The sequence below is a fragment of the Pasteurella sp. WM03 genome (assembly GCF_004570945.1).
In the GTDB taxonomy this organism is placed as follows: Bacteria; Pseudomonadota; Gammaproteobacteria; order Enterobacterales; family Pasteurellaceae; genus Rodentibacter.
Window position 1 is genome coordinate 56,298 of the sequence record NZ_SPPO01000006.1, and the last position, 24,484, is coordinate 80,781.

15 protein-coding genes and 1 pseudogene are annotated in these 24,484 nt (G+C 39.3%); 8 read left to right on the plus strand and 8 right to left on the minus strand.

The features are described 5' to 3' along the window. The first annotated feature begins 3 nt into the window (after positions 1–3). A complete protein-coding gene (locus E4T92_RS07335) occupies positions 4–1,236 on the plus strand; it encodes an aromatic amino acid transporter (RefSeq protein WP_135094095.1) in 1,233 nt (410 codons plus the stop codon). Positions 1,237–1,278: 42 nt separating this feature from the next. Here the strand turns inward: E4T92_RS07335 and E4T92_RS07340 are convergent, their stop codons facing one another. From E4T92_RS07340 to hisE, 5 genes and pseudogenes are all read right to left on the minus strand, one after another. After that, positions 1,279–2,937, minus strand: a complete 1,659-nt coding sequence (locus E4T92_RS07340; protein ID WP_135094096.1) for an ABC transporter ATP-binding protein — start codon at positions 2,935–2,937, stop codon at positions 1,279–1,281. After that, positions 2,930–4,675 carry an ABC transporter ATP-binding protein/permease gene (locus E4T92_RS07345; RefSeq protein WP_135094097.1) on the minus strand — a complete coding sequence of 582 codons (1,746 nt, stop codon included), beginning with the start codon at positions 4,673–4,675 and terminating at the stop codon, positions 2,930–2,932. Before E4T92_RS07345 ends, E4T92_RS07340 begins: the two co-directional genes overlap by 8 nt. Positions 4,676–4,748: 73 nt before the next feature. After that, positions 4,749–7,055, minus strand: a complete 2,307-nt coding sequence (locus E4T92_RS07350; protein WP_135094166.1) for a TonB-dependent hemoglobin/transferrin/lactoferrin family receptor — start codon at positions 7,053–7,055, stop codon at positions 4,749–4,751. A 159-nt stretch (positions 7,056–7,214) separates the two neighbouring features. After that, the gene (gene gyrB, locus E4T92_RS07355; RefSeq protein WP_135094098.1) at positions 7,215–9,638 is read right to left on the minus strand and encodes a DNA topoisomerase (ATP-hydrolyzing) subunit B; all 2,424 of its coding nucleotides are present in this window, start codon (positions 9,636–9,638) and stop codon (positions 7,215–7,217) included. 116 nt (positions 9,639–9,754) lie between these two features. Then, positions 9,755–10,145, minus strand: a pseudogene (hisE, locus tag E4T92_RS11365) (phosphoribosyl-ATP diphosphatase); the annotation flags it as partial. 453 nt (positions 10,146–10,598) lie between these two features. Here hisE and E4T92_RS07360 point away from each other — a divergent pair. The 3 genes from E4T92_RS07360 to E4T92_RS07370 all read left to right on the plus strand — a co-directional run bounded on the left by E4T92_RS07360 (position 10,599) and on the right by E4T92_RS07370 (position 14,773). After that, positions 10,599–11,561, plus strand: coding sequence for a TAXI family TRAP transporter solute-binding subunit (locus E4T92_RS07360; protein ID WP_135094099.1), 963 nt, complete (start codon positions 10,599–10,601; stop codon positions 11,559–11,561). A gap of 76 nt (positions 11,562–11,637) precedes the next feature. Then, positions 11,638–14,271, plus strand: coding sequence for a TRAP transporter permease (locus tag E4T92_RS07365; protein ID WP_135094100.1), 2,634 nt, complete (start codon positions 11,638–11,640; stop codon positions 14,269–14,271). A 76-nt stretch (positions 14,272–14,347) separates the two neighbouring features. Further along, entirely contained in the window at positions 14,348–14,773 is a 426-nt protein-coding gene (locus E4T92_RS07370; protein WP_135094101.1) for a universal stress protein, read from the plus strand. A gap of 45 nt (positions 14,774–14,818) precedes the next feature. Here the strand turns inward: E4T92_RS07370 and ggt are convergent, their stop codons facing one another. Together ggt and glpX are read right to left on the minus strand one after the other, a co-directional pair. Further along, entirely contained in the window at positions 14,819–16,573 is a 1,755-nt protein-coding gene (gene ggt / locus E4T92_RS07375; protein WP_135094102.1) for a gamma-glutamyltransferase, read from the minus strand. Between the two features lie 529 nt (positions 16,574–17,102). Further along, positions 17,103–18,116, minus strand: a complete 1,014-nt coding sequence (glpX, locus tag E4T92_RS07380; protein WP_077493142.1) for a class II fructose-bisphosphatase — start codon at positions 18,114–18,116, stop codon at positions 17,103–17,105. 151 nt (positions 18,117–18,267) lie between these two features. On the opposite strand from glpX, the gene zapB reads away from it, so the two are divergent. The 3 genes from zapB to mnmG all read left to right on the plus strand — a co-directional run bounded on the left by zapB (position 18,268) and on the right by mnmG (position 21,290). Next, positions 18,268–18,486: a cell division protein ZapB gene (gene zapB, locus E4T92_RS07385; RefSeq protein ID WP_077541333.1), complete on the plus strand. Its 219-nt coding sequence runs from the start codon at positions 18,268–18,270 to the stop codon at positions 18,484–18,486. Between the two features lie 51 nt (positions 18,487–18,537). After that, on the plus strand, positions 18,538–18,975 hold the full coding sequence (gene mioC / locus E4T92_RS07390; protein ID WP_135094103.1) for an FMN-binding protein MioC: 438 nt from the start codon (positions 18,538–18,540) through the stop codon (positions 18,973–18,975). A 422-nt stretch (positions 18,976–19,397) separates the two neighbouring features. Next, positions 19,398–21,290, plus strand: a complete 1,893-nt coding sequence (gene mnmG, locus E4T92_RS07395) for a tRNA uridine-5-carboxymethylaminomethyl(34) synthesis enzyme MnmG (RefSeq protein WP_135094104.1) — start codon at positions 19,398–19,400, stop codon at positions 21,288–21,290. A 148-nt stretch (positions 21,291–21,438) separates the two neighbouring features. Here mnmG and E4T92_RS07400 read toward each other — a convergent pair whose 3' ends face one another. After that, complete coding sequence (locus E4T92_RS07400) at positions 21,439–23,535, minus strand: TonB-dependent receptor (protein WP_135094105.1); 2,097 nt, start codon at positions 23,533–23,535, stop codon at positions 21,439–21,441. A gap of 227 nt (positions 23,536–23,762) precedes the next feature. Between E4T92_RS07400 and rsmG the strand changes: the two genes are divergently transcribed. Further along, positions 23,763–24,374 (plus strand): 16S rRNA (guanine(527)-N(7))-methyltransferase RsmG, encoded by a 612-nt coding sequence (gene rsmG / locus E4T92_RS07405; protein WP_135094106.1) that lies wholly within the window; start codon positions 23,763–23,765, stop codon positions 24,372–24,374. Positions 24,375–24,484 lie beyond the last annotated feature (110 nt).

The following is a 24,484-nucleotide window of genomic DNA, read 5'->3' on the forward strand; positions in this document are numbered from 1 at the left end:
AATATGAAAAAACAACCTTCCATTTTCGGTGGTTCCTGTATTATTGCCAGCGTTTGCGTGGGTGCCGGAATGCTTGGATTACCGACCTCGGGTGCAGGCGCATGGACAATATGGTCTGCTGTCGCAATTTGTTTAACGATGATACTCATGACATTATCTGGCTGGTTATTGCTTGAAGCCTACTCCACCTATGATTTAAGAGCGTCATTTAGTACCGTCACGAAAGATATGTTGGGTTCCACCATTAATGCGATTAATAATCTTGCCGTCTATTTCGTAGGAGGGATCTTACTTTATGCTTATACCACCGCCTCCGGCGGCATCATAGAAAACTTAATTAAACCATGGATTAACTTAGGTTCTTTCGGATTAGCCATTTGTTCGACCGTATTCGTATTAATCTTTTCGTATTTTGTCTGGCATTCCACCCGTATTGTAGATCGCATTTCCGTCTTGCTGATTGTCTTTATGGGGCTCACTTTTGTTATTAGTATCTCTGGGTTAGCCGTCAATATTTCTTTGGATAATCTTTTTGATATTAGCGGAAAAGAAGGCGATTATGCAAAATATGCGATTGGGATGTTTCCGGTTGCCTTAACTTCCTTTGGTTATCATCACTCCGTTTGTAGTATGCGGGCATATTATGGCGAAGAACGGAAAGCAAAATATGCCATTTTAGGAGGAACAGGGATTGCCCTAACACTTTATCTCATTTGGGTTTTTGTTATTTTTGGCAATCTTCCGCGCAATCAATTTGCGCCGATTCTGGAGAGTGGCGGAAATTTAGATGTATTACTGAATACCCTCGGTAATGTTATTGAATCAAATACGGTTAAACAAATGATCAATGCGTTTTCCATCGCTGCCATTTTATCTTCCTTTATTGGCGTAGGATTAGGCGTATTTGATTATCTTGCCGATTTCTTTAAATTTGATAACAGCAAAAGCGGGCGCACAAAATCTTGGATTGCGACCTTCTTTCCACCCCTCATTATGTCGATCCTATTTCCATTGGGCTTCTTGAAAGCCATTGGTTATGCCGGTGCGGTAGCAACGATTTGGACTTGCATTATTCCGGCACTTTTGGTTTACAAATCAAGAAAACACCACCATACGGCGGGATTTCGTGTTGGCGGAGGGAACGGGTTAATTATTTTCACGGCTTTATTCGGTATATTTGTTGCCATCGCCCATTTTTTAGTGATGTTTAATTATCTGCCTCACTTTCAAGGTTAATGTTACAACAAAAAAGTGCGGTCATTTTCAACCGCACTTTTTTTACGACATCCGCCCGCTTTCTATTCTAATAACCTGATCGCAAATTGCCATTGTGGATTGGCGATGGCTGACAAGAATAATCAGTTTATCCGCCTTAACGTTGCGCAATGATTGTAAAATAATCGCTTCGTTTAAACTATCCAGATTACTCGTCGGCTCATCCAGCAAAATGATCGGGGCATTATGTAAGAAAGCACGGGCAATGCCAATGCGTTGTTTTTCCCCATCGGAAAGATTGCCGCCCAATTCCGTCATTTTAGTTTGATAACCTGCCGGTAAGCTCATAATGAAATCGTGAATTGATGCCTGTTTAGCGGCTTCAATAATTTGGTCTTGCGTCGCAGAACGGTGCGCAAGGCGAATATTTTCTTCAATCGTGTCATTAAAAATATAGGTTTGTTGGGTTATATACGCCATATTGTCACGCAGGCTCGCCGTATTAATATCACCAAGCGATGTACCGTTAATGCAAATTTTTCCTTGTTGCGGATCGTAAAAACGCATTAAAAGCTTTAATAACGTGCTTTTTCCGCTACCGCTTCTGCCATGAATACCTAAAATGTGTCCTTTCTGTAACTGCAAATTAATGTCCGAGAGAATTGGTTCGTCACCATAAGTAAAACTCAGGTTTTCTACGCGAATTTCAGAAACATTGTCTAAATTGACCGCACTTTCTACCTCTTTTAATACGGGCTGTTCCGCCAACAAACTCAATACCCGCTCACCGGATGCCAAAGTTTGCAATAAATTACTGGAAAGATTACTCAAGGCAATAACCGGGCCGTAACTCGACATTAATAAAATCGTGCCTATCAAAAAATTGGCAAAATTGATTTCCTCTAAATAGAACAAAATCACGCCGGTAAATAGAATGATGATATTGAAGGCAGACACAGCTATTTCTGTATAAATTCGTACTTTGCTTTCTTGATCTTTAATTTTACGAAAAACCTTATCAATGGCTTGGCTACGCTGTTGGATTTCCTCTAAACGATTCTGCTCATAACCGAAAAGCTGAATTTCTTTCATGCCACGAATGCTATCGAGGAAAAAATCATTCATTTCCCCCACAAGTTCGCGATATTGTCTGCCGTCTTCACGGGCTAATTTAGTCGTGATGATCGGTAAAACCACGCCAATACAAAGATATGCAGCAAGCGCTATTAAGGCAAACCATAGGGAAAAATGAGCAAAGACCGCCACTAAAATAGCAGAAGTAAAGAAGGCAATCATAATCGGTGCAATGGTGTGAGCGTAGAATACTTCAAGCAGCTCAATATCATTTGTGACTAAAGATACAAGCTGACCTGCTTGTTTATCTTGCAATTTAACAAATGCCAGACGGCGTAAAGCGGAAAAGACTTTATCACGTAATAATGCCAGTAATTTAAAGGCAATATAATGACCGGACATTTGTTCTAAATAACGTAATATGCCACGGGCAACAGCAAGTGTGATAAGTGCGGTCAGAATTTGGGTTAAATTTAAATGCCCATTAAAACCAAGTAAATGAACCAACCCCATTGCACCCAGCACCATAATAAAAATCGCACTTAGAAAGCCGAGCGTTCCCATCGTAATGGTAAACAGCATAATATGGGCAAGCGGTTTGACCAAGCGGAGTAATTGCCACATCACTAAAAATCCGTTTTTACGCATTTGCCACCTCACTAATTTGCTCTAAAGATTTTTGTTGTTCGAACATTTCCGCATAGGCGCCACTTTCTGCCATTAATTCGGTGTGAGTCCCTTGTTCAATCAATCTGCCTTTATCCAACACATAAATATTATCTGCATTCACCGCGTTAGCAAGGCGATGAGAAATCATCACAATAGTTTTGTGTTGTTTAAATTGTCGGATAAATTTCAAGATCACTTCTTCGCTTTCTACATCAATATTACTGGTGGCTTCGTCAAAAATATAAAAATTCGCATTATGCAACAACGCTCTAGCCAAGGCTAAACGCTGAATTTGACCGCCGGATAAATTTGCCCCCCGGCTTAATAAAGGCATATCCAAACCGCCATTTTCACGCACAAAGTCGGCTAAATTGACTTGTTCCAAACATTGGTAAATTTGTTCATCGGAGGCATCGGTTTTTGCCATTTGCATATTTTCACGCAAAGAACCTTTAAACACATAGCTGCTATGGCTAACCAGTGAAACCTTTTCGTAAAAGGAAGTGCGGTTAATTTCAACGACATTTTGCCCATTAAATAAAATCTCACCTTTCTGCGGTTTGTAAAATCCCATTAATAACGATACCAGTGTGGATTTTCCACAACCGCTTTTACCGACAAAAACCGTGAGTTGATTTGCCGGAATCGTTAAATTCAAACCTTGAATCGCTGGTTTTTCCTCGGAATAGGCAAAATGTAAATCCTGTATTTCTACTTGCACATTATTTTTTGCAGCAAAACCGACCGCACTTTTTTGTATTTCTACCGGCGTATCAAGCAAAGTAAAAATCTTATCGGACGCGGCTTTACCGTTCATTGCCACATGGAAAAAAGAACCCAATAAACGCAAGGGAATAAAAAATTCAGAGGCGAGCAAAATAAATAAAATCACCCCCAAAATACTAATTTGATTGTCTTGATATTGCAAAAGTGCGGTTAAAATCCCGACTGCTGCGCCACCATAGGCGAGTAAATCCATTAATGAAACGGAATTGAGCTGCATTGTCAACACTTTCATTGTGATAGTGCGAAATTGTTCCGCTTCCGCATCCATTTGTTTGGCTTTATAGCCGTCATCTTGATAGATTTTTAGTGTAATCAAACCCTGTAAATTATCTAAAAAACTACTTCCCAGCCCGACATAGATCGCCCAATATTTCGCCAAGAGCTTTTTGGCGATTTTATTCACAGCAATAATAGACATTGGGATAAGCGGTACGCATACCAACAAAATTAACGCAGTCGGTGCATTAAAAAAGACCAAGAAAAAGAATAAGGTGAGGGGGGCAAGCAAGCTATAAAATAACTGGGGTAAATAACGCCCAAAATAGATTTCTAATTGCTCCACACCTTCTGAGGCAACCTGAATAATACTCGAAGTAGATTGTTGATTAACTTGATTAAGCGGCATTCCCGCCAATTTACGATAAATCAAACTGCGTAATTCATGCTTCACCCTTGTGCTGGCAAAATAAGATGCCTGTACGGATTTTTTACCGGCAAATACCCGCAGAGCCAGTGCAGCCAGCAAAATTGCGCCCAAACCAACCGCACTTGGTATGCGAAGATCGCCTAACAATGAGGCTTGTAAGATATATGAAAATACTACCGCCGTGACAATACCGCCGACTAAAGCAAGCCAGTTCCAAAGTACGGTAACTGCAATCCATTTTTTACTCTCCGCCACAGTATTAATCAGACGTTTATCTATCATCATAACGATTACTCCTAAAACGAAAATAAGTACGCCTAACAAAATGCGTACTTTCGGTATAACGATTTAAAAAATACTAGAAACGAATCTCAACGGAAGCGGCAAAGTTTCTGCCCGGTGCGTAGAAACGTTGAAGCCCATGCCCCTCACGGTCAACGGCATTTGTTGTGCTATGCGCATTAATTCCCCGTAACGCATCCCAAGTGTGGTATTTTTTATTAAATAGGTTATAAACGCCCGCACGCAACGTAATGCTATCCGTTGGGTTGTAATAACCGAATAAATCGGTAATAAAAGCGGATTTATTGAGATATTTGTAAGTCACAATTTCTTGTTTAAAATCATGCTCTTTACAGATAGAAGTGCCGAACCAATAATCAAATTCTTCTCGAACACAATATCGATTATTTTGAATCGTTTTTGCCTCTTTTGCTTTTTTACCGCCTAAATAAGTGAAACGGCTAAAGATTCCCCATTTCCCGTTCGGATCTTCATAATCTAACCCAAATACGGTTTTTATTGGTTGGATAGAGAGTAAATCGGTTCCGTTTGAAAGTTTACCTTTGCTATAACCTAATGAACCATAAAATTTAAATCCTTTTGGAATAAATGAAGCAACTTGATCTAAATTTAAGTGGGTTTTTATTTCAATGCCACTCACTCGCGCACGATCAACATTAACCATTTGTTGTTCCAAACTCTGAAATTTTTTCCCATAAGAATAAGAGGTAATAACACTCTCTTGTTCAAATAGGAAATTGTGATAGCGGGACTGATAAACACTGATATCAAATAATCCCACATCACTACGGGATTGCGCAAAAATGGTATGGCTAACGCTACGTTCTGATTTTAAATCCGGATTTGCCCGCCAAGAACCATAAGCATTTTGAAAAGTGAAATACATTTCCGATGCCGTTGGAATACGATAACCGGTGGAGAGCTGATAACCTAGTTTCCATATTTCCGTAACCTGAGCATTTAATCCAATAAAACCGCTCCAATTAGCAAAACTACTTGGGTTTAGTTCTCCACCTTCCAAGCAAGCTTTAGAACATTGTGCATTAAGGGCTTTAGGTTTTAATTTGGCATAGTCATAACGAATACCTAAATCAGCAGAAAAAATAGGATTCCATACAATGTGATCTTTTAAAGAAACGCCATACATTGTTGTTTTAACCGGACGTTGAATCGTGTACCAATCATCGCTTTCATAATTTTTCCCAATGCCGATTCTATCGTGGTTAATATTTTTAAATTCACGTTCACTGATATAACTTTTTAACGTGAGCGTATGCTCTCCCAATAAATTAAACGATAGACTTTCAAATTCTAGATTTGCACGTTTAAACTCGGTTTTCATTCTTCTGTCAAAAATTTCATCAAGTTCTTTTTCTTTCGTTAACCAGTTAGAACCACCTTTATAATTAACTGCTGCAAGATCCGTTTTTTGATAATCCAAATCCAGTTTCGCAAAAGCCAACCAATTTGATTCGGGAGCATAGGTATAATTCAGATTAATATTGTAGCGTTTATTTTGATCATCCGCTTCGCGCCAAGCGCCGCCATAAAGCGTATAACTACGTTCATCCGTATAACGGTTTCCTTTTTGACCATTTATCGCAAAAGCAATCCGATGATGATCATTAATCTGATAACCTAATTTCGCTAAATAACTATGAAAACGATGTGTTGACGGATCGGGGTGCTGACTTTCACTACTGTAATATAAATCCCCATCACCATTACTTTTCATTTCATGACCCGTACGTTGGGAATACATAAGTAATGCATCAAACTTATCACCAACATAACCTATGCCAAAAGTACGAACCCATTCACTATTTTTTCCGGCATAGCCACCACGTAATAGCGCACCAAATTTTTTGCCGGGCTTAACTATATCAATTGCTTCAAGTGTACGATAAGCCACAACGCCACCCAACGCACCGCTTCCTGAGTTAAACGCATCCGCACCTCTCACAATATCGATCTCACGAACTAATTCGGAATCAATCGATAAACGTGAACTATTAAAGTTGCCATAACGGGCATATAAAGAATTTTCTTCGCTATCCGGTAAATTAATACCATCAATGCTTATGCCAACTCGGTTCCCTTCAACACCTCGAATAGAAAAACCTTTCAAAAAACGACCGTTATCACTAATACCAACATCGGAGGTATAACGAACTAAATCTCGAGTATCGCGAATCAACTCTTTTTGAATAGTTTCTGTATTTTTGTGAATTACTGAGGATTGGGTTTGACGGGTTGAAACCAGTTCATCTTGAACTCTAATTTCATCTAATATCTCTTCCGCATTTGATAAATTAGCGCTTAGTAAAGACATACTAATAAACAATAGCTTATGTTTTCTCATCATCATTTTCTCATCATTATTTAAATGAGAATGATTATAAAGAATGAAATTAAATAAAAATAGATTTAATTGAGAATAATTTTCATTTTGTGATCTTTATCAAAAAAAACCGCACCCTATAAGAATAAAAGTGCGGTCATTTTTTTCCTGTTTTTTTGATTAAATATCAAGATTTGCTCTTAATGCATTTAATTCAATGAACTCACGGCGTGGCTCCACTTCATCGCCCATTAAGGTGGTGAAAAGTTGATCTGCTGCAACAGCATCTTTAATAGATACTTTCAGCATACGGCGGGCATTTGGATCCATCGTGGTTTCCCAAAGCTGATCAGCGTTCATTTCACCTAATCCTTTGTAGCGTTGCACTTCCAAACCTTTGCGAGATTCTTTCACTAACCATTCTACCGCTTGTTCAAAGGTGCGTACCGGCTGTACTTTTTCACCACGAGCAACATAGGCTCCGTCCTCTAACAAGCCATTTAATTGATTATTGAGTGAAACAATTTTTGCATATTCATTACCGCTCACAAAATCAAAGTTAATAAAGTAATCGTTATCTATACCGTGTTTACGAACAGTAATGATGGCTTCATAAATCTGACGTTCAGCATTAAATTGGGTACGCATCGTATATTGATGAGCTTCGGTTTCTTTTTCTTCCAGTTGTTGAATAAAAGATTTACCCCAATTTTCAACCGCACTTTCGTTACGCATCATCTCAATAGTAAGCGGAACTTGATAAATTAATCCTTGTAATAATGGCGTTGGATAATGACGACTTAAACGCACAATTAATTTTTGTACGCTGTTATATTCCGCCACCAATTTTTCAAAAACAAGGCTATTCATTGCCGGCGCGTTTTCACTGATATGCAACGCTGCACCATCAAGCGCAAGGGTTAGTTCATATTGCTCCATTTCCTCTGCATCTTTAATGTAACGCTCTTGTTTGCCTTTTTTCACTTTATAAAGGGGTGGCTGGGCAATATACACATAACCACGTTCAATAAGCTCCGGCATTTGGCGATAGAAAAAAGTGAGTAAAAGGGTGCGAATATGTGAGCCATCCACATCCGCATCAGTCATAATAATGATATGGTGGTAACGCAATTTATCCGGGTTATATTCATCACGCCCGATACCACAACCCAATGCAGTAATTAACGTTCCTACTTCTTGAGAAGAAAGCATTTTGTCAAAACGGGCTTTTTCAACGTTTAGAATTTTCCCTTTTAATGGCAAAATGGCTTGAGTCTTACGATCACGCCCTACTTTCGCCGAACCGCCTGCGGAATCCCCCTCCACTAAGTAAAGTTCTGAAAGCGCAGGGTCTTTTTCTTGGCAATCCGCAAGTTTACCCGGTAGTCCGGCAATATCTAATGCCCCTTTACGGCGTGTCATCTCACGGGCTTTACGTGCTGCTTCACGAGCCCGTGCCGCCATAATAATTTGATTAACAATGATTTTCGCATCTGCAGGGTTTTCCAATAAGTATTCCTGCATTTTCTCATTCATTGCCGATTCCACTGCACTCTTCACTTCAGAAGAAACTAATTTATCTTTCGTTTGCGAAGAAAATTTTGGGTCAGGCACTTTCACAGAAATAATCGCCACTAAACCTTCACGAGCATCATCGCCTGAAGTTGCAACTTTTTCTTTTTTCAATAAACCTTCATTTTCCATATAGCTGTTCAGGCTACGGGTTAATGCGCCACGGAAACCGGCTAAGTGCGTACCACCATCACGTTGTGGAATATTATTGGTAAAACAATAGACGTTTTCATTCACACCATCGTTCCATTGTAACGCTACTTCCACACCAATGCCGTCTTTTTCTGCAGTGAAGTAAAAAGGTTTTGGATGAATCGGGTTTTTATTTTTGTTTAAATATTCAACAAAGGCTTGAATTCCACCTTCGTAGTGGAAATGATCTTCCGTACCATCACGTTTATCGACCAAACGAATGGATACGCCAGAATTCAAAAATGAAAGCTCACGTAAACGTTTTGCCAGAATTTTGTAATCAAAGGTTGTGATGGCAAAAATATCCGGACTTGGCCAGAAACGCACGGTCGTACCACTGACATCAGTATCACCAATCACGGCTAATGGCGCTTGCGGTTCACCTAAATGATAGAACTGTTCATGCACATGACCTTGACGGCGAATAGTAAGCTGTAATTTGTCAGAAAGCGCATTAACGACCGATACCCCCACGCCGTGCAAACCACCTGATACTTTATAAGAGTTATCGTCGAATTTACCGCCTGCGTGAAGCACTGTCATAATCACTTCCGCTGCTGAAACCCCTTCTTCAGGGTGAATATCCACCGGAATACCACGCCCATCATCTTGAACAGAAACGGAGTTATCATCGTGAATAGTGACAATAATGTCAGAACAATGACCTGCCAATGCTTCATCAATCGCATTATCCACCACTTCAAATACCATATGATGTAATCCCGTGCCATCATCGGTATCACCAATATACATCCCTGGGCGTTTACGGACGGCATCAAGCCCTTTTAATACTTTAATGCTGGATGCACCATAGTTATCGGTTGTGGTCGTTTCTGACATAATTAATCTCTATTTTGTAAATGAAAATTGGGCGGGATTATAGCAAAAAATGGGCTAATTAGCGAATAATAACCAAAAAGGCAATTATTCTAAAAATCTGTTCCTTGAGGTGAAAATTATCCCGTATGATATTCTTTCAATTTACCAATCACATCTGCCAATAAAACAATGAGGTGATAGGTTAGATCGACGGCTTCGCAAATGGTTTCTTCGCGATCCTGAACCGTGTCAGCCAAGTCGGTTTACTTTCTTCTTCCCCGACTTTTTGCACACTCCATTTTATGCCTTTCATGTACAGCTGAGTGATGTAGGAAATTTGCGGGTCAGTCCCTTTGTAACTGGCTATCAGTTATACTAATTTAATGAATAAAACCTAATCGGGTTCTGAAGTTTGTTCAAACGGATGAAAATAGCTCTCTTTACCTACATGACAGGTTTCACAGACTGACCAACAAGAATGAACAGGCTGCTATTATCACAATCTAAGCTCATATCCACTATTATAAAATCTCATAATAACTTTTTGATTCACTATTCATTTCTCCAATTTTTCAAATAACAATCCTTGCTATGCTAATTTATTAAACTCAGGAGCAAGAATTTTTCATCTAAGGATCTAACAAATTGTATAGCTAAACTTTCGTGCAAAAGAATCACTAAATAACCGATTTGGGCATAGATCATAGGTTTCAATAGCAGGTGTGGTGATTTCTATAAATAAGATAAAAATACCGGTAAGGTGGACTGTAACGGCATGACCAATAGCTTTTTTCTCTAATAGAAATGAACTTTTAGAGATAAATTGTATTTTTCATGTTAAAAAAATGTGAAATACCTCATATTTTTGAAAGAAAACGATTGCGCATATTGGTGCACAAGTATATGTTGTCAGGGTTATTGAATAAAAATAACACAACATCTTACTAAATTTTCTACAATCCACGATAAGAGGGCTTTACAATGAAAAAATATTCCACTCTTTCTCTTGCTGCATTATTAGCAATGGGCACATTCTCTGCTCAAGCCGCAGAAAAATTTGTCACCATCGGTACAGGTGGACAAACCGGTGTTTATTATGTGGTGGGTCAATCAATCTGCCAATTAGTAAACCGAGATACGGCAAAAACCCAAATTAAGTGTAATGCCCCTTCTACCGGTGCGTCTGTTGCCAATTTGAATGCGATTGCGGCAAATCAAATGGAAATGGGGATCGCCCAATCCGATTGGCAATATCACGCTTATAACGGCACAAGTTCATTTGCCGGCAAGAAAAATGATAAATTACGTGCTGTTTTTTCTATTCACCCTGAACCTTTTACGCTAATGGCCCGCGACGATTCGGGGATTCAACAATTTGATGATTTAAAAGGCAAACGTGTCAATGTGGGCGATCCGGGTTCCGGTACGCGGGCAACAATGAATGTGATTTTAGCCGCGAAAGGTTGGACGGATAAAGAATTTAAAGTCGCGTCAGAATTAAAACCGGCAGAAATGGCATCGGTAATGTGTGATAACAATTTAGACGCGATTACTTATAATGTCGGTCATCCGAATGGGGCGTTAAAAGAAGCGGCGGCTTCGTGCAATGCACATTTAGTGCCGATTACCGGTACGGAAATTGACAAATTGGTTGCTGATAATCCGTATTATGCGAAAGCAACCATTCCGGGCGGTTTGTATAAAGGCACGGATAATCCGGTGGATACCTTTGGGGTGTATGCAACTTTAGTGACCTCCTCCGATGTGGATGCGGACAGTGTTTATGCCATTGTTAAAGCCGTTTTTGACAATTTTGATCGCTTTAAACGTCTCCATCCGGCATTTGCTCATTTAAAACAGGAAGATATGATCAAAAATGCGCTATCCGCACCATTACATGAAGGCGCAGTACGTTATTACAAAGAAAAAGGCTGGTTAAAATAGCCGAGCATATTAAATTTAGGCTGGTGTTATCCTGCCTTTCCTGTTTTAATCGGTAATATTTATTTTCGGAGGTTTTATGTCGGTAAAATCTGAAAAATCGGATTATGACGATCTGCAAGATATGGTTGCATCTAATGATGCGGGAGGACGAAATCCAAAAGGCTTAACCAAAAATTTAATTATTGTTACGGCTATTTTGTGGTCAATCTTCCAGCTTTATTACACCTCGCCATTTCCATTTTGGTTGCAAGAAGTGATCCGCAGTTGGGGTTGGGAATGGAATGTGGTAGTTGATGATACCAAAGCGCGTTCCATTCACTTAGCTTTTGCTCTATTTCTGGCTTACTTGGCATTTCCGGCGTTTGCCGCTTCTCCAAAACACCGTGTTCCTTATCAAGATTGGTTGTTTGCCGTTTTAGGCGCATTTTTAGGGGCATATTATATTTTCTTTTACGAGGGATTAGTTACCCGTTTCGGCGCACCCAATACATCGGATATTATCGCCGGCTGTTTAGGGATTATTTTGCTACTGGAGGCTTGTCGGCGTAGTTTGGGATTACCTTTGGTTATTATCGCTTCCGTCTTTTTACTGTATAACTATTTCGGACAATTTTTACCGACAGATTGGATTATCAGCCACCGTTCAGGCTCACTTTCTCAAATAGTCAATCAGCAATGGGTAACCACAGAGGGCGTATTTGGCGTGGCATTGGGCGTTTCCACGAAATATGTGTTTTTATTTGTCTTATTCGGTGCGTTACTGGATAAAGCTGGTGCGGGCAACTATTTTATAAAAACCGCCTTTGCCTATTTAGGGCATTTACGCGGTGGCCCGGCGAAAGCAGCTGTCGTATCCTCAGGCTTAACCGGATTAATTTCCGGTTCATCTATTGCCAATGTGGTAACGACGGGGACATTTACTATTCCGATGATGAAGCGGGTCGGCTTTTCCGCCGAAAAAGCAGGCGCGGTTGAAGTCGCCTCCTCCGTAAATGGGCAGATTATGCCACCGGTTATGGGTGCTGCCGCCTTTTTGATGATTGAATATGTGAATATGCCGTATAGCCAATTAATCACCCACGCGGCGTTACCGGCATTAATTTCATATATAGCCTTGGTTTATATCGTTCATTTGGAAGCCTTAAAAATGAATTTACAAGGTTTACCGAGAACCGATCCACCTAATCCGATTTTAATCGTTTTATTAAAAATATTGACCGCACTTTTAGTTGTCATTGGCTTAACCGGCGTGGTTCATTTTGGTTTAGGGTGGATTAAAACCGTTGCGCCGAATTACGCTTTCCTTATTGTTTGCGTATTGCTTACAGCGGTTTATTTATTACTTATCCGCCGAGTCGCAACATTTCCTGATTTGGAAGTCGATGATCCTAATGCACCGATGGTCGCACTGCCATCAGCCAAACCGACGGTGAATGCAGGGCTGCATTTTCTCATTCCCGTCGTGGTATTAATTTGGTGTTTAATGGTGGAAATGTTATCGCCGGGGCTTTCCGCATTCTGGGGAACAATGGCGCTTGCGGTGATTTTACTCACACAAAAACCGCTGCTACATTATTTCCGTAAGCAACCGATTAACTCCTCGCTTTTCATTGAAGGTGCAAAAACCTTAATCGACGGATTAGAAACTGGGGCGAGAAATATGATTGGTATCGGCATTGCAACGGCAACCGCCGGAATTATCGTCGGCGTGGTTTCTTTAACCGGATTTGGCGTACAGCTATCCGGCATTATTGAAGTGTTGTCGATGGGCAATATTTTATTAATGCTGATTCTCGTCGCCATATTCAGTTTGATTTTGGGAATGGGATTGCCGACAACCGCTAACTATATTGTTGTTTCCTCATTAATGGCATTGGTTATCGTTGAAGTCGGTAAACAAAACGGGTTGATTGTGCCACTCATCGCCGTGCATTTATTTGTATTCTATTTCGGCATTATGGCGGATGTAACCCCCCCTGTTGGATTAGCCTCATTTGCCGCTGCCGCAGTTTCGGGCGGAAATCCGATAAAAACCGGAATGATCGCGTTCTTTTATAGCCTGCGTACGGCAACTCTTCCTTTCTTGTTTATTTTTAATACGGATTTATTGTTACTGGATGTCGGTTGGGTAAAAGGAACCCTAGTCGCGGTGGTTTCGACATTGGCTATATTGGCATTTACCGCAGCAACGATGAATCATTTCTTTGTGAAAAACAAATGGTGGGAAACGGCACTATTAATTTTGGGCGCATTTGTCATTTTCCGACCGGGCTTTTTTATGGAGTATATTTCACCGACTTCTCATCATATTGAGCCGTCATATTTAGTACAAGAGCTGGAAAAAACACCGGTAGGGCAAAATCTACTGCTCAAACTATCGGGAATGAATCCTTACGGTAAACAAATCGAATTTTACTCACAACTTTCCGTGCCACAGGGAGAAACAGGCGAACAACGTTTGCAAAATCTCGGTTTAACCCTGTTGCATACACAGGAAAAAATTGAGGTGGACGGAAAACAAATTGATAAAGTCGTGATTGATATGGTGGAAACGGATTCTCCGGCGGCAAAAGCAGGGTTAAATTGGGATCAAACCATTATTGATATTTCTTTACCACTTGTTTCATTGGAAAAAGAATGGATGTTTATTCCGGGATTAATGATAATTTTCTTGGTTGGCTGGAATCAACGAAGAAGAGCAAAATCTTAATAGAAAGTTCGGTCATTTTTGAATGTGTTTCAATTAATATTAAGAATGTCCGCCATACTGATGAAAAGGATAAATTATGTATAACAAATTACTGCTCGCCATTGATCTGAACAATCCAAAAGGTTCAGAAAAAGTAGTTGAAACAGCATTACGCTTGGTTGAACATCATCCCAATGCACTATTTCGTGTCGTTACCATTGTTGAGCCGGTAGATGATAGCTTTATTTCCGCTTTCCTACCAAAAAATTTTGATAAATCCCTGATTGCAGAAGTGAATAAAGCGTTACACGATTTTACCGCCAAACATTTTCCGGCAAATGCTAAGGTGCAACACATCGTCGCACACGGCACAATTTATGAGGAAATTAATCGAATTGCGGAGGAAAAATCGGTAGATTTAATCATTATGCTTGCCAGTAGCAAGCCTCACACGAAAGGGTTAAGTAATAATACCCGACGAGTGGCAAAATATGGGAACAAACCGATATTGATTTTGAAATAACAAAAATCCCTGCCTGAAATACTCACGCAGGGATTTTTATATTTATTAGAATCCTAATGTTTTTCCATCAGGATTACGAGGGTCGGAATAACCATAGAAGCCACCGTCGCGCGCTTGAATAATTTGCACTCGTCCCATTGGAGCTTTTAGCTTGATTTTATGTCCTTTAGCGGTGAGTAATGCGAGGGTGTCGGGGCTAATACCTTCCTCAATGCGTAATTCATCCGGTAACCATTGATGATGAATTCTTGGCGCAACAATTGCTTCCGCAGGGTTCATATTATGGTCAATAGTATTAGAAATACTTTGTAGAACCGTCGTAATAATTCGAGCCCCACCCGGACTACCTGTCACTAGCCAAGGTTTATTATCTTTTAGCACGATAGTCGGTGTCATTGACGAAAGCGGACGTTTTTTCGCTTCAATTGCATTTGCATCACCGCCGATTAAGCCGAATGCATTGGCCACTCCGGGTTTAGCAGAAAAATCATCCATTTCATTGTTTAGTAAAATGCCAGTTCCTTCAGCAACAATACCGCTACCAAAATTCAGATTTAGTGTATAAGTAACGGCAACGGCATTACCGGCGTTATCCATAACCGAATAGTGCGTGGTTTGATCACTTTCATAGGGTTGAGGTTTACCGGGCTTAATTTCCGTTGCAGGACGGGCATAATTTTCCCTAATATTTTGAATTAAGGATTTAGCATAATTTTTTGAAGTTAAACCGGATACGGGAATCTTCACAAAATCCGGATCACCAAGATATTCGGAACGATCCGCATAAGCCAATTTCATTGATTCAGCTAAATAATGAATAGTTTTTGCACTGTTTGCACCGAATTCATCAAGCGGATAATTTTCCAACATATTAAATAATTGCACTAAATGGATACCGCCCGAGCTTGGTGGAGGCATAGTTACAACTTTATAACCGCGATAATTCCCCACGATCGGCCGGCGCTCAATCGCTTTATAGTTGCGCATATCTTCAAGGCTGATTAAACCATTATGTTGCTTCATTTCTTGTACGATTTTTTCCGCAATTTCTCCCTCATAAAAGGCCTTAGCGCCTTCTTTAGCAATGAGTTTTAAAGAATTAGCCAAATCTTTTTGGATTAACAGTTCACCGGCAGCTAAAGTGCGGTTGTTTTTAAAGAAGATTTTGCGGCTACTCTGCCATTTACCTAACACTTCTTTCTCCGTATCAAGTAGGTTGGCAAGTGTTTGGCTGATAGGAAAACCTTCCTCCGCTAACTTGATTGCTGGCTCTAACACTTTATGCAAAGGCATTGTTCCCCATTTTTTTAAAGCCAGCTCCATCCCAGCTACTGTACCCGGTACGCCGACAGCAAAATGTGTAAACAATGATTTACCGTCTTCAACTTGCCCGTTTGCATCCAAATACATATCACGAGAGGCTTTTAATGGTGCTGTTTCTCTAAAATCAAGGGCTAAATCCTCCCCTGTTTTCTCATTATGCAATACCATAAAACCTCCGCCGCCGATATTACCGGCATTTGGTAGCACAACGGCCAACGCAAATCCGACGGCAACTGCTGCATCTACCGCATTACCGCCCTGTTTCAGTATTTCAACACCGACTTTAGTCGCAATAGCCTGTTCTGAAGCTACCATGCCATTTTTCGCATAGATAGGTTGGAAAATATCGGTACTGCTGTCATAGCGTGCGGCGGTATTTGTGGTTAGCCCAGAGTTACTTGCCCAACTGACTTGAGAAAGGCTAATTACAGAAGTAAATAACCCGGCAAATAATATTTTTTTGAACTGCATTTGCATATTTTATCTCCTTTTTGATGAATAATTCATCAACAAGACTATGCTTTTATTTACCCAAATACAATAAAAAATTTCACGCAATATTAACAAGTATAAGAGAATAAACGTTGAGAAGAGAGTTATTAAAAAACTTGTGCTACCCCAGATAATTAATAAATTTTTTGTTTATCCAAATGAGAAACAATGAAGCCTGATAGCATTGTTTATAGCGATTTCCATCGAAGGTATGATATGCTTAATATGAGAAAATTTAACCATTTTCGCATTAATCGCAACATACACTTTGTCGAAAACAAAATCACATTAAAACAGGATTAATAATTTTTAGCATCAAGCAAAACTGCATTTAAAGAAGTTTAAAGGTATTTCTCAAAGCTCATTTTGAGTATATGTGTGATGGAGCGTGAACAGCGTACTAACAATAGGGACTTAAACTGCTAGTTAATTTTAGTCGTTCAAGACAGTCCCTATTTTTAAAGTTATGAGTAATGCAAAAACGCATTAAATTTTAACCGCACTTTTATTGTTACTAGCTTCTCAAAATATTATAAATTTCGAAATCTTTGCGATCCAAATAATGAGTAGATTGAATTTTACGAATAGTGCGTGATTTCCCCCTAATTAATAGGGTTTCAGTGGTAGCAAGATTGCCTCGACGGGAAATTCCTTTAAGTAATTCGCCGTGGGTAATACCGGTGGCAGCAAACACCAGATTATCATCACGAACAAGATCTTCTAATTTTAATATTTCATTCACTTTAACGCCTAATTCTTCACAACGTTGAATTTCTTCTGCAGCAATTTTTCGATTTTCTTCCGTATCACCTTTCACCTCATGATGGGGAACTAAACGTGCTTGCATATCGCCACCTAATGCTCGAACAGCCGCTGCGGCAGCAACACCTTCAGGCGCCCCGCCAATGCCATAAACCATATCCACTTCAGCATCGGGTAAACAGCATAAAACGGAAGCCGCAACATCGCCATCCGGAATTGCCATAACACGGACACCTAAATCATGCATTTGTTGAATAATGACATCGTGGCGAGGCTTAGCTAGCACCATTACTGTTAGATCGGATAAGGATTTTCCTAAACGTGAAGCGGTACGACGAAGATTTTGCTCAATAGGTAAATTGAGATCAATCATTCCTTTGACTTCCGGCCCTACCACAATTTTTTCCATATACATATCCGGTGCTTTTAAGAAAGTTCTTTTTCCTCCGGCAGCCAATACAGAAATGGCATTGGATTGTCCCATTGCCGTCATGCGTGTGCCATCAATGGGATCAACAGCAACAGAAACAAGCTCCCCATTACCGGAACCGACTTTTTCACCGATATAGAGCATAGGGGCTTTATCAATTTCACCTTCTCCAATAACAATTTCACCATCCATATGAATAAGGTTCAGCATATAACGCATTGCTTTCACTGCCGCCTCATCTGCGGCATTTTTATCACCACGTCCAAGCCAAGTATAAGCCGCTAATGCAGCGGCTTCCGTAACACGAGAAAATTCAATAGCCAATGCACGATTCATTTTTATCTCCGTTGTTATTCCAAGCAAAAAATCGTGCTATTCTAACACTATGCAAACGTTTGCATAATAAATTTTTACTGAAGGCTTTAAAAAGAAAAGTGAAGTGGGTACAATAAAGCCGTTTCGGACGTTATTTTAAAAGGAAATCACTATGTCATTAGAAATCTTAAACCAGCTTGAAGATAAAATTAAGCAAGCGGTAGAAACCATTCAATTACTTCAACTTGAAGTAGAAGAATTAAAAGAACAAAACGGTCAATCTCAGCAAACTATAGAAGCATTACAAAGTGAAAATGAACAATTAAAAAATGAGCACCGTAACTGGCAAGAGCATATTCGTTCATTACTTGGTAAATTTGACAATGTATAATCATATCAAAGGCTTAGTTTTCTAAGCCTTTTTCTTTGGGTAATATCAACTATGAAAATTTGTATTCTTTCGGGCAGCACCCTTGGTACTGCAGAATATGTCGCTGAACATTTGGAAGATTTTTTAAAAAAACAAGGATTTTTAACCGCACTTTTTCACGGCGCACAGTATGATGAGGTGATTAATGAGCCTCTGTGGTTGATCGTCACTTCTACCCATGGTGCAGGTGAAATCCCTGATAATTTACACCCACTTTTCGATCAAATAATGCAATCCGATCTCGATCTTTCATATTTGCGTTTTGCCATCGTTGGTTTAGGTAATTCAGATTATGATACTTTTTGTTATGCCACAAATCATATTGAAAAAATTCTAACGCAGAAAAGTGCGGTTAAACTTTGTGAAACCTTGAAGATTGATGTACTAAATGTTGATGATCCTGAACACTATAGCGAAGAATGGCTCCCTAAATTTATTCAAACACTCTAAGTATTAAGGAAAATAACGATTATCTTAAAATCATCGTTTTATTATCTGTGGATAACTAGAGAAAAACCTGTCAAAAAGCTGTATTTTATCACTGAATAATATCTAATTTTTTCTTGTCTGTGGATAACTAAGCAAATTATCCACAATAAATACTGATGATGTTTACCATTGATCAACATATTTCAATGAGATCTAACTTATTCATTTATAAAGCTAAAAAGATCTTATTCACAATCTAAAAGGATCTTAATAGTAACAATAATAAGATCTTTATCTATAAATAGAGATCTTATATTTACTACAAGAACCATTTTCGATCTTTTTATCCATATCATTTAGGATCAAATTTCTTGCTTTCAAGCAAAATCGAATTTTTGTAGAATAGCACGCATTTTAAGATCCGAATAAAATAGAGAAAACCAATGTTTTATACTGAAACTTACGATGTGATAGTAATTGGCGGTGGTCATGCCGGAACAGAAGCGGCATTAGCACCTGCCCGTATGGGATTAAAAACCCTTTTATTAACACATAACGTCGATACTTTAGGACAAATGTCTTGTAATCCCGCTATTGGTGGGATCGGAAAAGGTCATTTAGTGAAAGAAATTGATGCGATGGGTGGATTAATGGCACATGCCGCGGATAAAGCGGGGATCCAATTTCGTACGCTAAACAGTAGTAAAGGTCCTGCTGTGCGTGCAACTCGTGCGCAAGCAGATCGTGTGTTATATCGACAAGCTGTCAGGATTGCATTAGAAAATCAATCTAATTTAGACATTTTCCAGCAGGAAGTGACCGATATTTTGATCGAAAATGATCGCGTTAGCGGTGTCATGACTAAAATGGGATTAAAATTCCACGCGAAATCAGTCGTTTTAACTGCCGGTACTTTCTTAGCAGGTAAGCTCCACATTGGTTTGAAAAATTATGAAGGGGGACGAGCAGGTGATCCTGCTTCAATGACTCTTGCAGAACGTTTGCGTGATCTCGGTTTACGTGTTGATCGTCTTAAAACAGGCACACCACCCCGTATTGATGCCCGTACGATCAATTTTAATATACTCACCAAACAGCATGGGGACGCCGTATTACCGGTGTTTTCATTTATGGGATCTGTTTCGGATCATCCACAACAAATTCCTTGTTATATCACCCATACAAATGATCAAACTCATGAAGTCATTCGTAATAATTTGGATCGTAGTCCAATGTACACCGGTGTGATCGAGGGGATCGGACCTCGTTATTGTCCATCTATTGAAGATAAAGTGATGCGCTTTGCGGATCGTAATTCTCATCAAATCTATTTAGAACCGGAAGGATTAACCAGTAATGAAGTTTATCCAAACGGTATATCAACCAGTCTTCCGTTTGATGTTCAAGTGAAGATCGTTAATTCCATGAAAGGCTTAGAAAATGCCAGAATTATCAAACCGGGCTATGCCATTGAATACGATTATTTTGATCCACGTGATCTAAAACCTACTTTAGAAACTAAAGCAATCTCAGGATTGTTTTTTGCCGGTCAAATTAATGGAACGACCGGGTATGAAGAGGCGGGCGCACAAGGATTACTTGCAGGGATCAACGCAGGACTTTATGTGCAAGAGAAAGAAGCATGGTTCCCACGTCGTGATCAGGCCTATATTGGCGTGTTGGTTGATGATCTCTGCACGCTAGGGACGAAAGAACCTTACCGGGTATTTACTTCTCGTGCAGAATATCGCTTATTACTGCGTGAAGATAATGCAGATATTCGTTTAACACCGATTGCCCATAAGTTTGGTTTAATTGATGAGGCTCGCTGGGCCCGCTTTAATCAAAAAATGGAAAATATTGAGCTTGAACGTCAACGTTTGCGCAGTATTTGGTTACATCCTCGCTCGGAATATTTAGAAGAAGCCAATAAAGTGCTAAGCAGTCCGCTTGTACGTGAGGCCAATGGGGAAGATTTATTACGCCGCCCTGAAATGAATTACGAGATTTTAACCACCTTAACCCCTTATCAACCGGCAATGGCTGATAAAGAAGCGGTGGAACAAGTGGAAATCGCCATAAAATATCAAGGTTATATTGAACATCAGGAAGAAGAAATCGAAAAACAAAAACGTCATGAAAATACGGCAATTCCACCACAATTTGATTATTCCAAAGTATCGGGCTTGTCTAATGAAGTCCGTGCCAAATTGGAGCAACATCGTCCGGTATCTATCGGGCAGGCAAGCCGGATTTCGGGTATTACCCCGGCGGCAATTTCAATTATCTTAGTTAATTTGAAAAAACAAGGAATGCTGAAGCGAGGGGAACTGTAAAATCAAAAAGTGCGGTTGAATTTTTGCTTATTTTTATGACGAAATAGCCCTTTCGTGAAAATTAATTTGGGGATAGAAAAATGCCTTTAACTTTTAGTAAGTAAAGGCATTTTTGTTTGTAAAAGTGGAATTATCCACTCAATAGAAACTAGAATGTGTAGTTGACACCTAAGCGGTATTCACGACCACGAGCAGGCAGATCCCCACGTTGACCGTGAGCGATATAAAGCTTGTTAGCGATATTATCAATTGCAAAATTGACATTCATTTGATCATTATTGAATGGTTTCCAATTTAATGTAATGTCTGTGACATTATAGCCATCTTTGCCTTTATCTGCGCCGGTTTTTAATGTTCCGCCTGTGATAAAGTAATTATCGGATGCTTTGACTTTTTCTACAATGCGATGATGTACGCCAATTTCTAAATTTGGTTGTTCAAAGCGATAGCTTAAAGAAGCAGTCCAAGTTCTACCGATTGCAGAAGCATATTCAGGATTACCACTTAACAGGCTAATTTCTTGAGGTTGTCCCTGACGATTTGTTCCCCATCTCGTTTGTGAATAGAAACGAGGTTTACTGTGTGCAACACCGATACGAGCGGTAAAGCCATTATTATGGTATCCCGCATTTAACTCATAACCACGATTTTTAATTTTACCTGCATTGACTATCTCCTGCGCATCATTGCCATGATTATCACGCCCGTTAGTTGTACCTAGTGCATCTTTAATATGTTGCCAGAAATAGCTCCCATCGAAACTAAATGTACCGTCATTATAATTAAAGCCAATCTCAGTATTGCGGGCTTGCTCTGCTTTAGTGTTATCGCCAATTGTAACAATACTGCCGCCACCATGAGACATAATCGCATCGTGCATACGTGGGCTACGGGTGGCATAGTTATGGCTTGCACTTAAGCTTAAGTGTTCAATAGGTTCATAAATAATTCCCACACTTGGATTGAACGCACCATCATGACGTTTCTTACCATCCATCGCTTTAAAGTTAAAATGATCGTAACGCAAACCAGTTGTTAAGATAATTTTGTCAATAGGCGTTGTAATGGCTTCAATATAAATACCTGTGTCTGTTTTTTCCTGATTAACAATTTGAGGACTAAATTTAGCGTGAGGTTTCACCTCTTGATGACGATAATTGATACCGTATTTGAGTAATATATTTTCATGAAGTGAGGAATCAAAATTAAGATTTGCACCATGAGTCACCACTTTTGCTTTCGTTGAACCACTATTTCGATTACCGCCAGCATAGCCGTTACCTTTATCATCTGCAGACCAACGACTATGAATTAAACGATAAACATTCGCTGTTGCTTCTTGTGCAAATCCTAAATTTTTACCTGTCCATTCTAAGTTAGTATTAGTGACAGACATTTTACGGTTAGTAGGTGCTTGTCTTGCTGCGTTTAAACGAGGATTTGACTCATCAATAGGGAATTCTTCACGCACTGTGCGTTCACCTTCGTGTTGTTCATTTAAATGGCTTAACACGAAACGCTGATCACCAATAGTTGCACCTAATTTTACTAAATAGCTCATTTTATCAAGTGCAGAATTAGGAACACGATTTGAACTTGGATTTGCTCCGCTTTGATAATTTTTACCGCCTCGATAATCACTCTCTTTTACACGATTACCAGCTATGAGCGCATCAAAAATTTCACCCTTACCAAATACTGAAGCATTATAGTTGTGAGCATAGTTAGTACTTATGCCTCCACCTATTTTTGCTCCAATGTTTTTATTGCTTTCTTTCAATAAATCTAGTGCATCTAAAGTTTTCGCAACGATTGCACCATTGGTTTGCCCGATACCTGCTGAAGCACTTCCCGCACCTTTTTGTACAGAGACTATTTTTACTAAGGCAGGATCAAGCATATGACGCCCTTGGTGATAATGAATTTGACTATCTGAGTAGGCATTATCAATTTTGACATCAATAGAATTTTGTCCCATACCACGAATATAAAGGAATTGGGAGGTGCCGTTACCCCCTCCTAAACTAATGGCTGGTTCGTATTTGAATAATCCTCGCAAATCGGTTTCAGTGCTTTCATCTTTTAGTTTAGTCGTAACAACATTGCTTTGCACTTTTAAACCTTGATTGGTTGTAACAACGACTGTATCAAGTGTTTCAACATCATTATTTTCTGCTGAGGCATTGCCTACGTATAATGCACCCATTATTGCAGTAGTGAGAGGAAGTAATTTGAGGTTTCTCATTTAAGGTTCCTTTTAGTTAACTTAATGATAATAATTATCATAATTATTGTTAATATTGTATTAAATGTCAACTTCATAAATTAAATAAAATGTACAGGAATAAAGGAAAGCAGATATTTGAAATAGTCTATTGGATAGTAAAGGAGAGAAAACGAAAAAAGACATAGAATAACAACCGCACTTTCAAGTAGAATGGGGCATATTCTTACATAGAGAAGTAATCATCAATGAAAACAAAGCTAGATCGATTGCTTATGCAGGCAAATATTCAACTAAGCGATCAACAAAAACAGCAACTAATTGATTTCGTCAATTTATTGAACAAGTGGAACAAAGCTTATAATTTAACCTCAGTGCGTGATCCACAAGAAATGTTGGTAAAACATATTTTAGACAGTCTTGTAGTCAGCCCTTATTTGCAGGGGGAATTTTTTATCGATGTTGGTACAGGCCCTGGTTTACCCGGTTTGCCCTTGGCAATTGCGAATCCGGATAAACAATTTGTTTTGTTGGATAGCCTTGGTAAAAGAATTAGTTTTATTCGAAACGCTGTGCGTGAGCTAAAATTGACAAATGTGACGCCAATATTAAGCCGTGTAGAAGAATATCAACCCAATGAAAAATTTGATGGCGTATTAAGTCGGGCATTTGCTTCACTTAAAGATATGACAAATTGGTGTCACCATCTTCCGAGAAAAAATGGATATTTTTATGCATTAAAAGGGATTTATCACATCGAAGAAGTTAAAGAATTGAATGATAAATATACCGTGCAACAAATAATACCATTACAGGTTCCGGAATTAGTGGGTGAACGACATTTAATCATTTTGCAGTAAATCGTTACATTTTTGTAAATTTTTTTCAAAACTGTGATTTAGTTAACGTTTTTTTGGTAGTTTTTAAGTTGAATCTGATTTTTTCAAGAGTATAATTGCCAAGGTTTAAG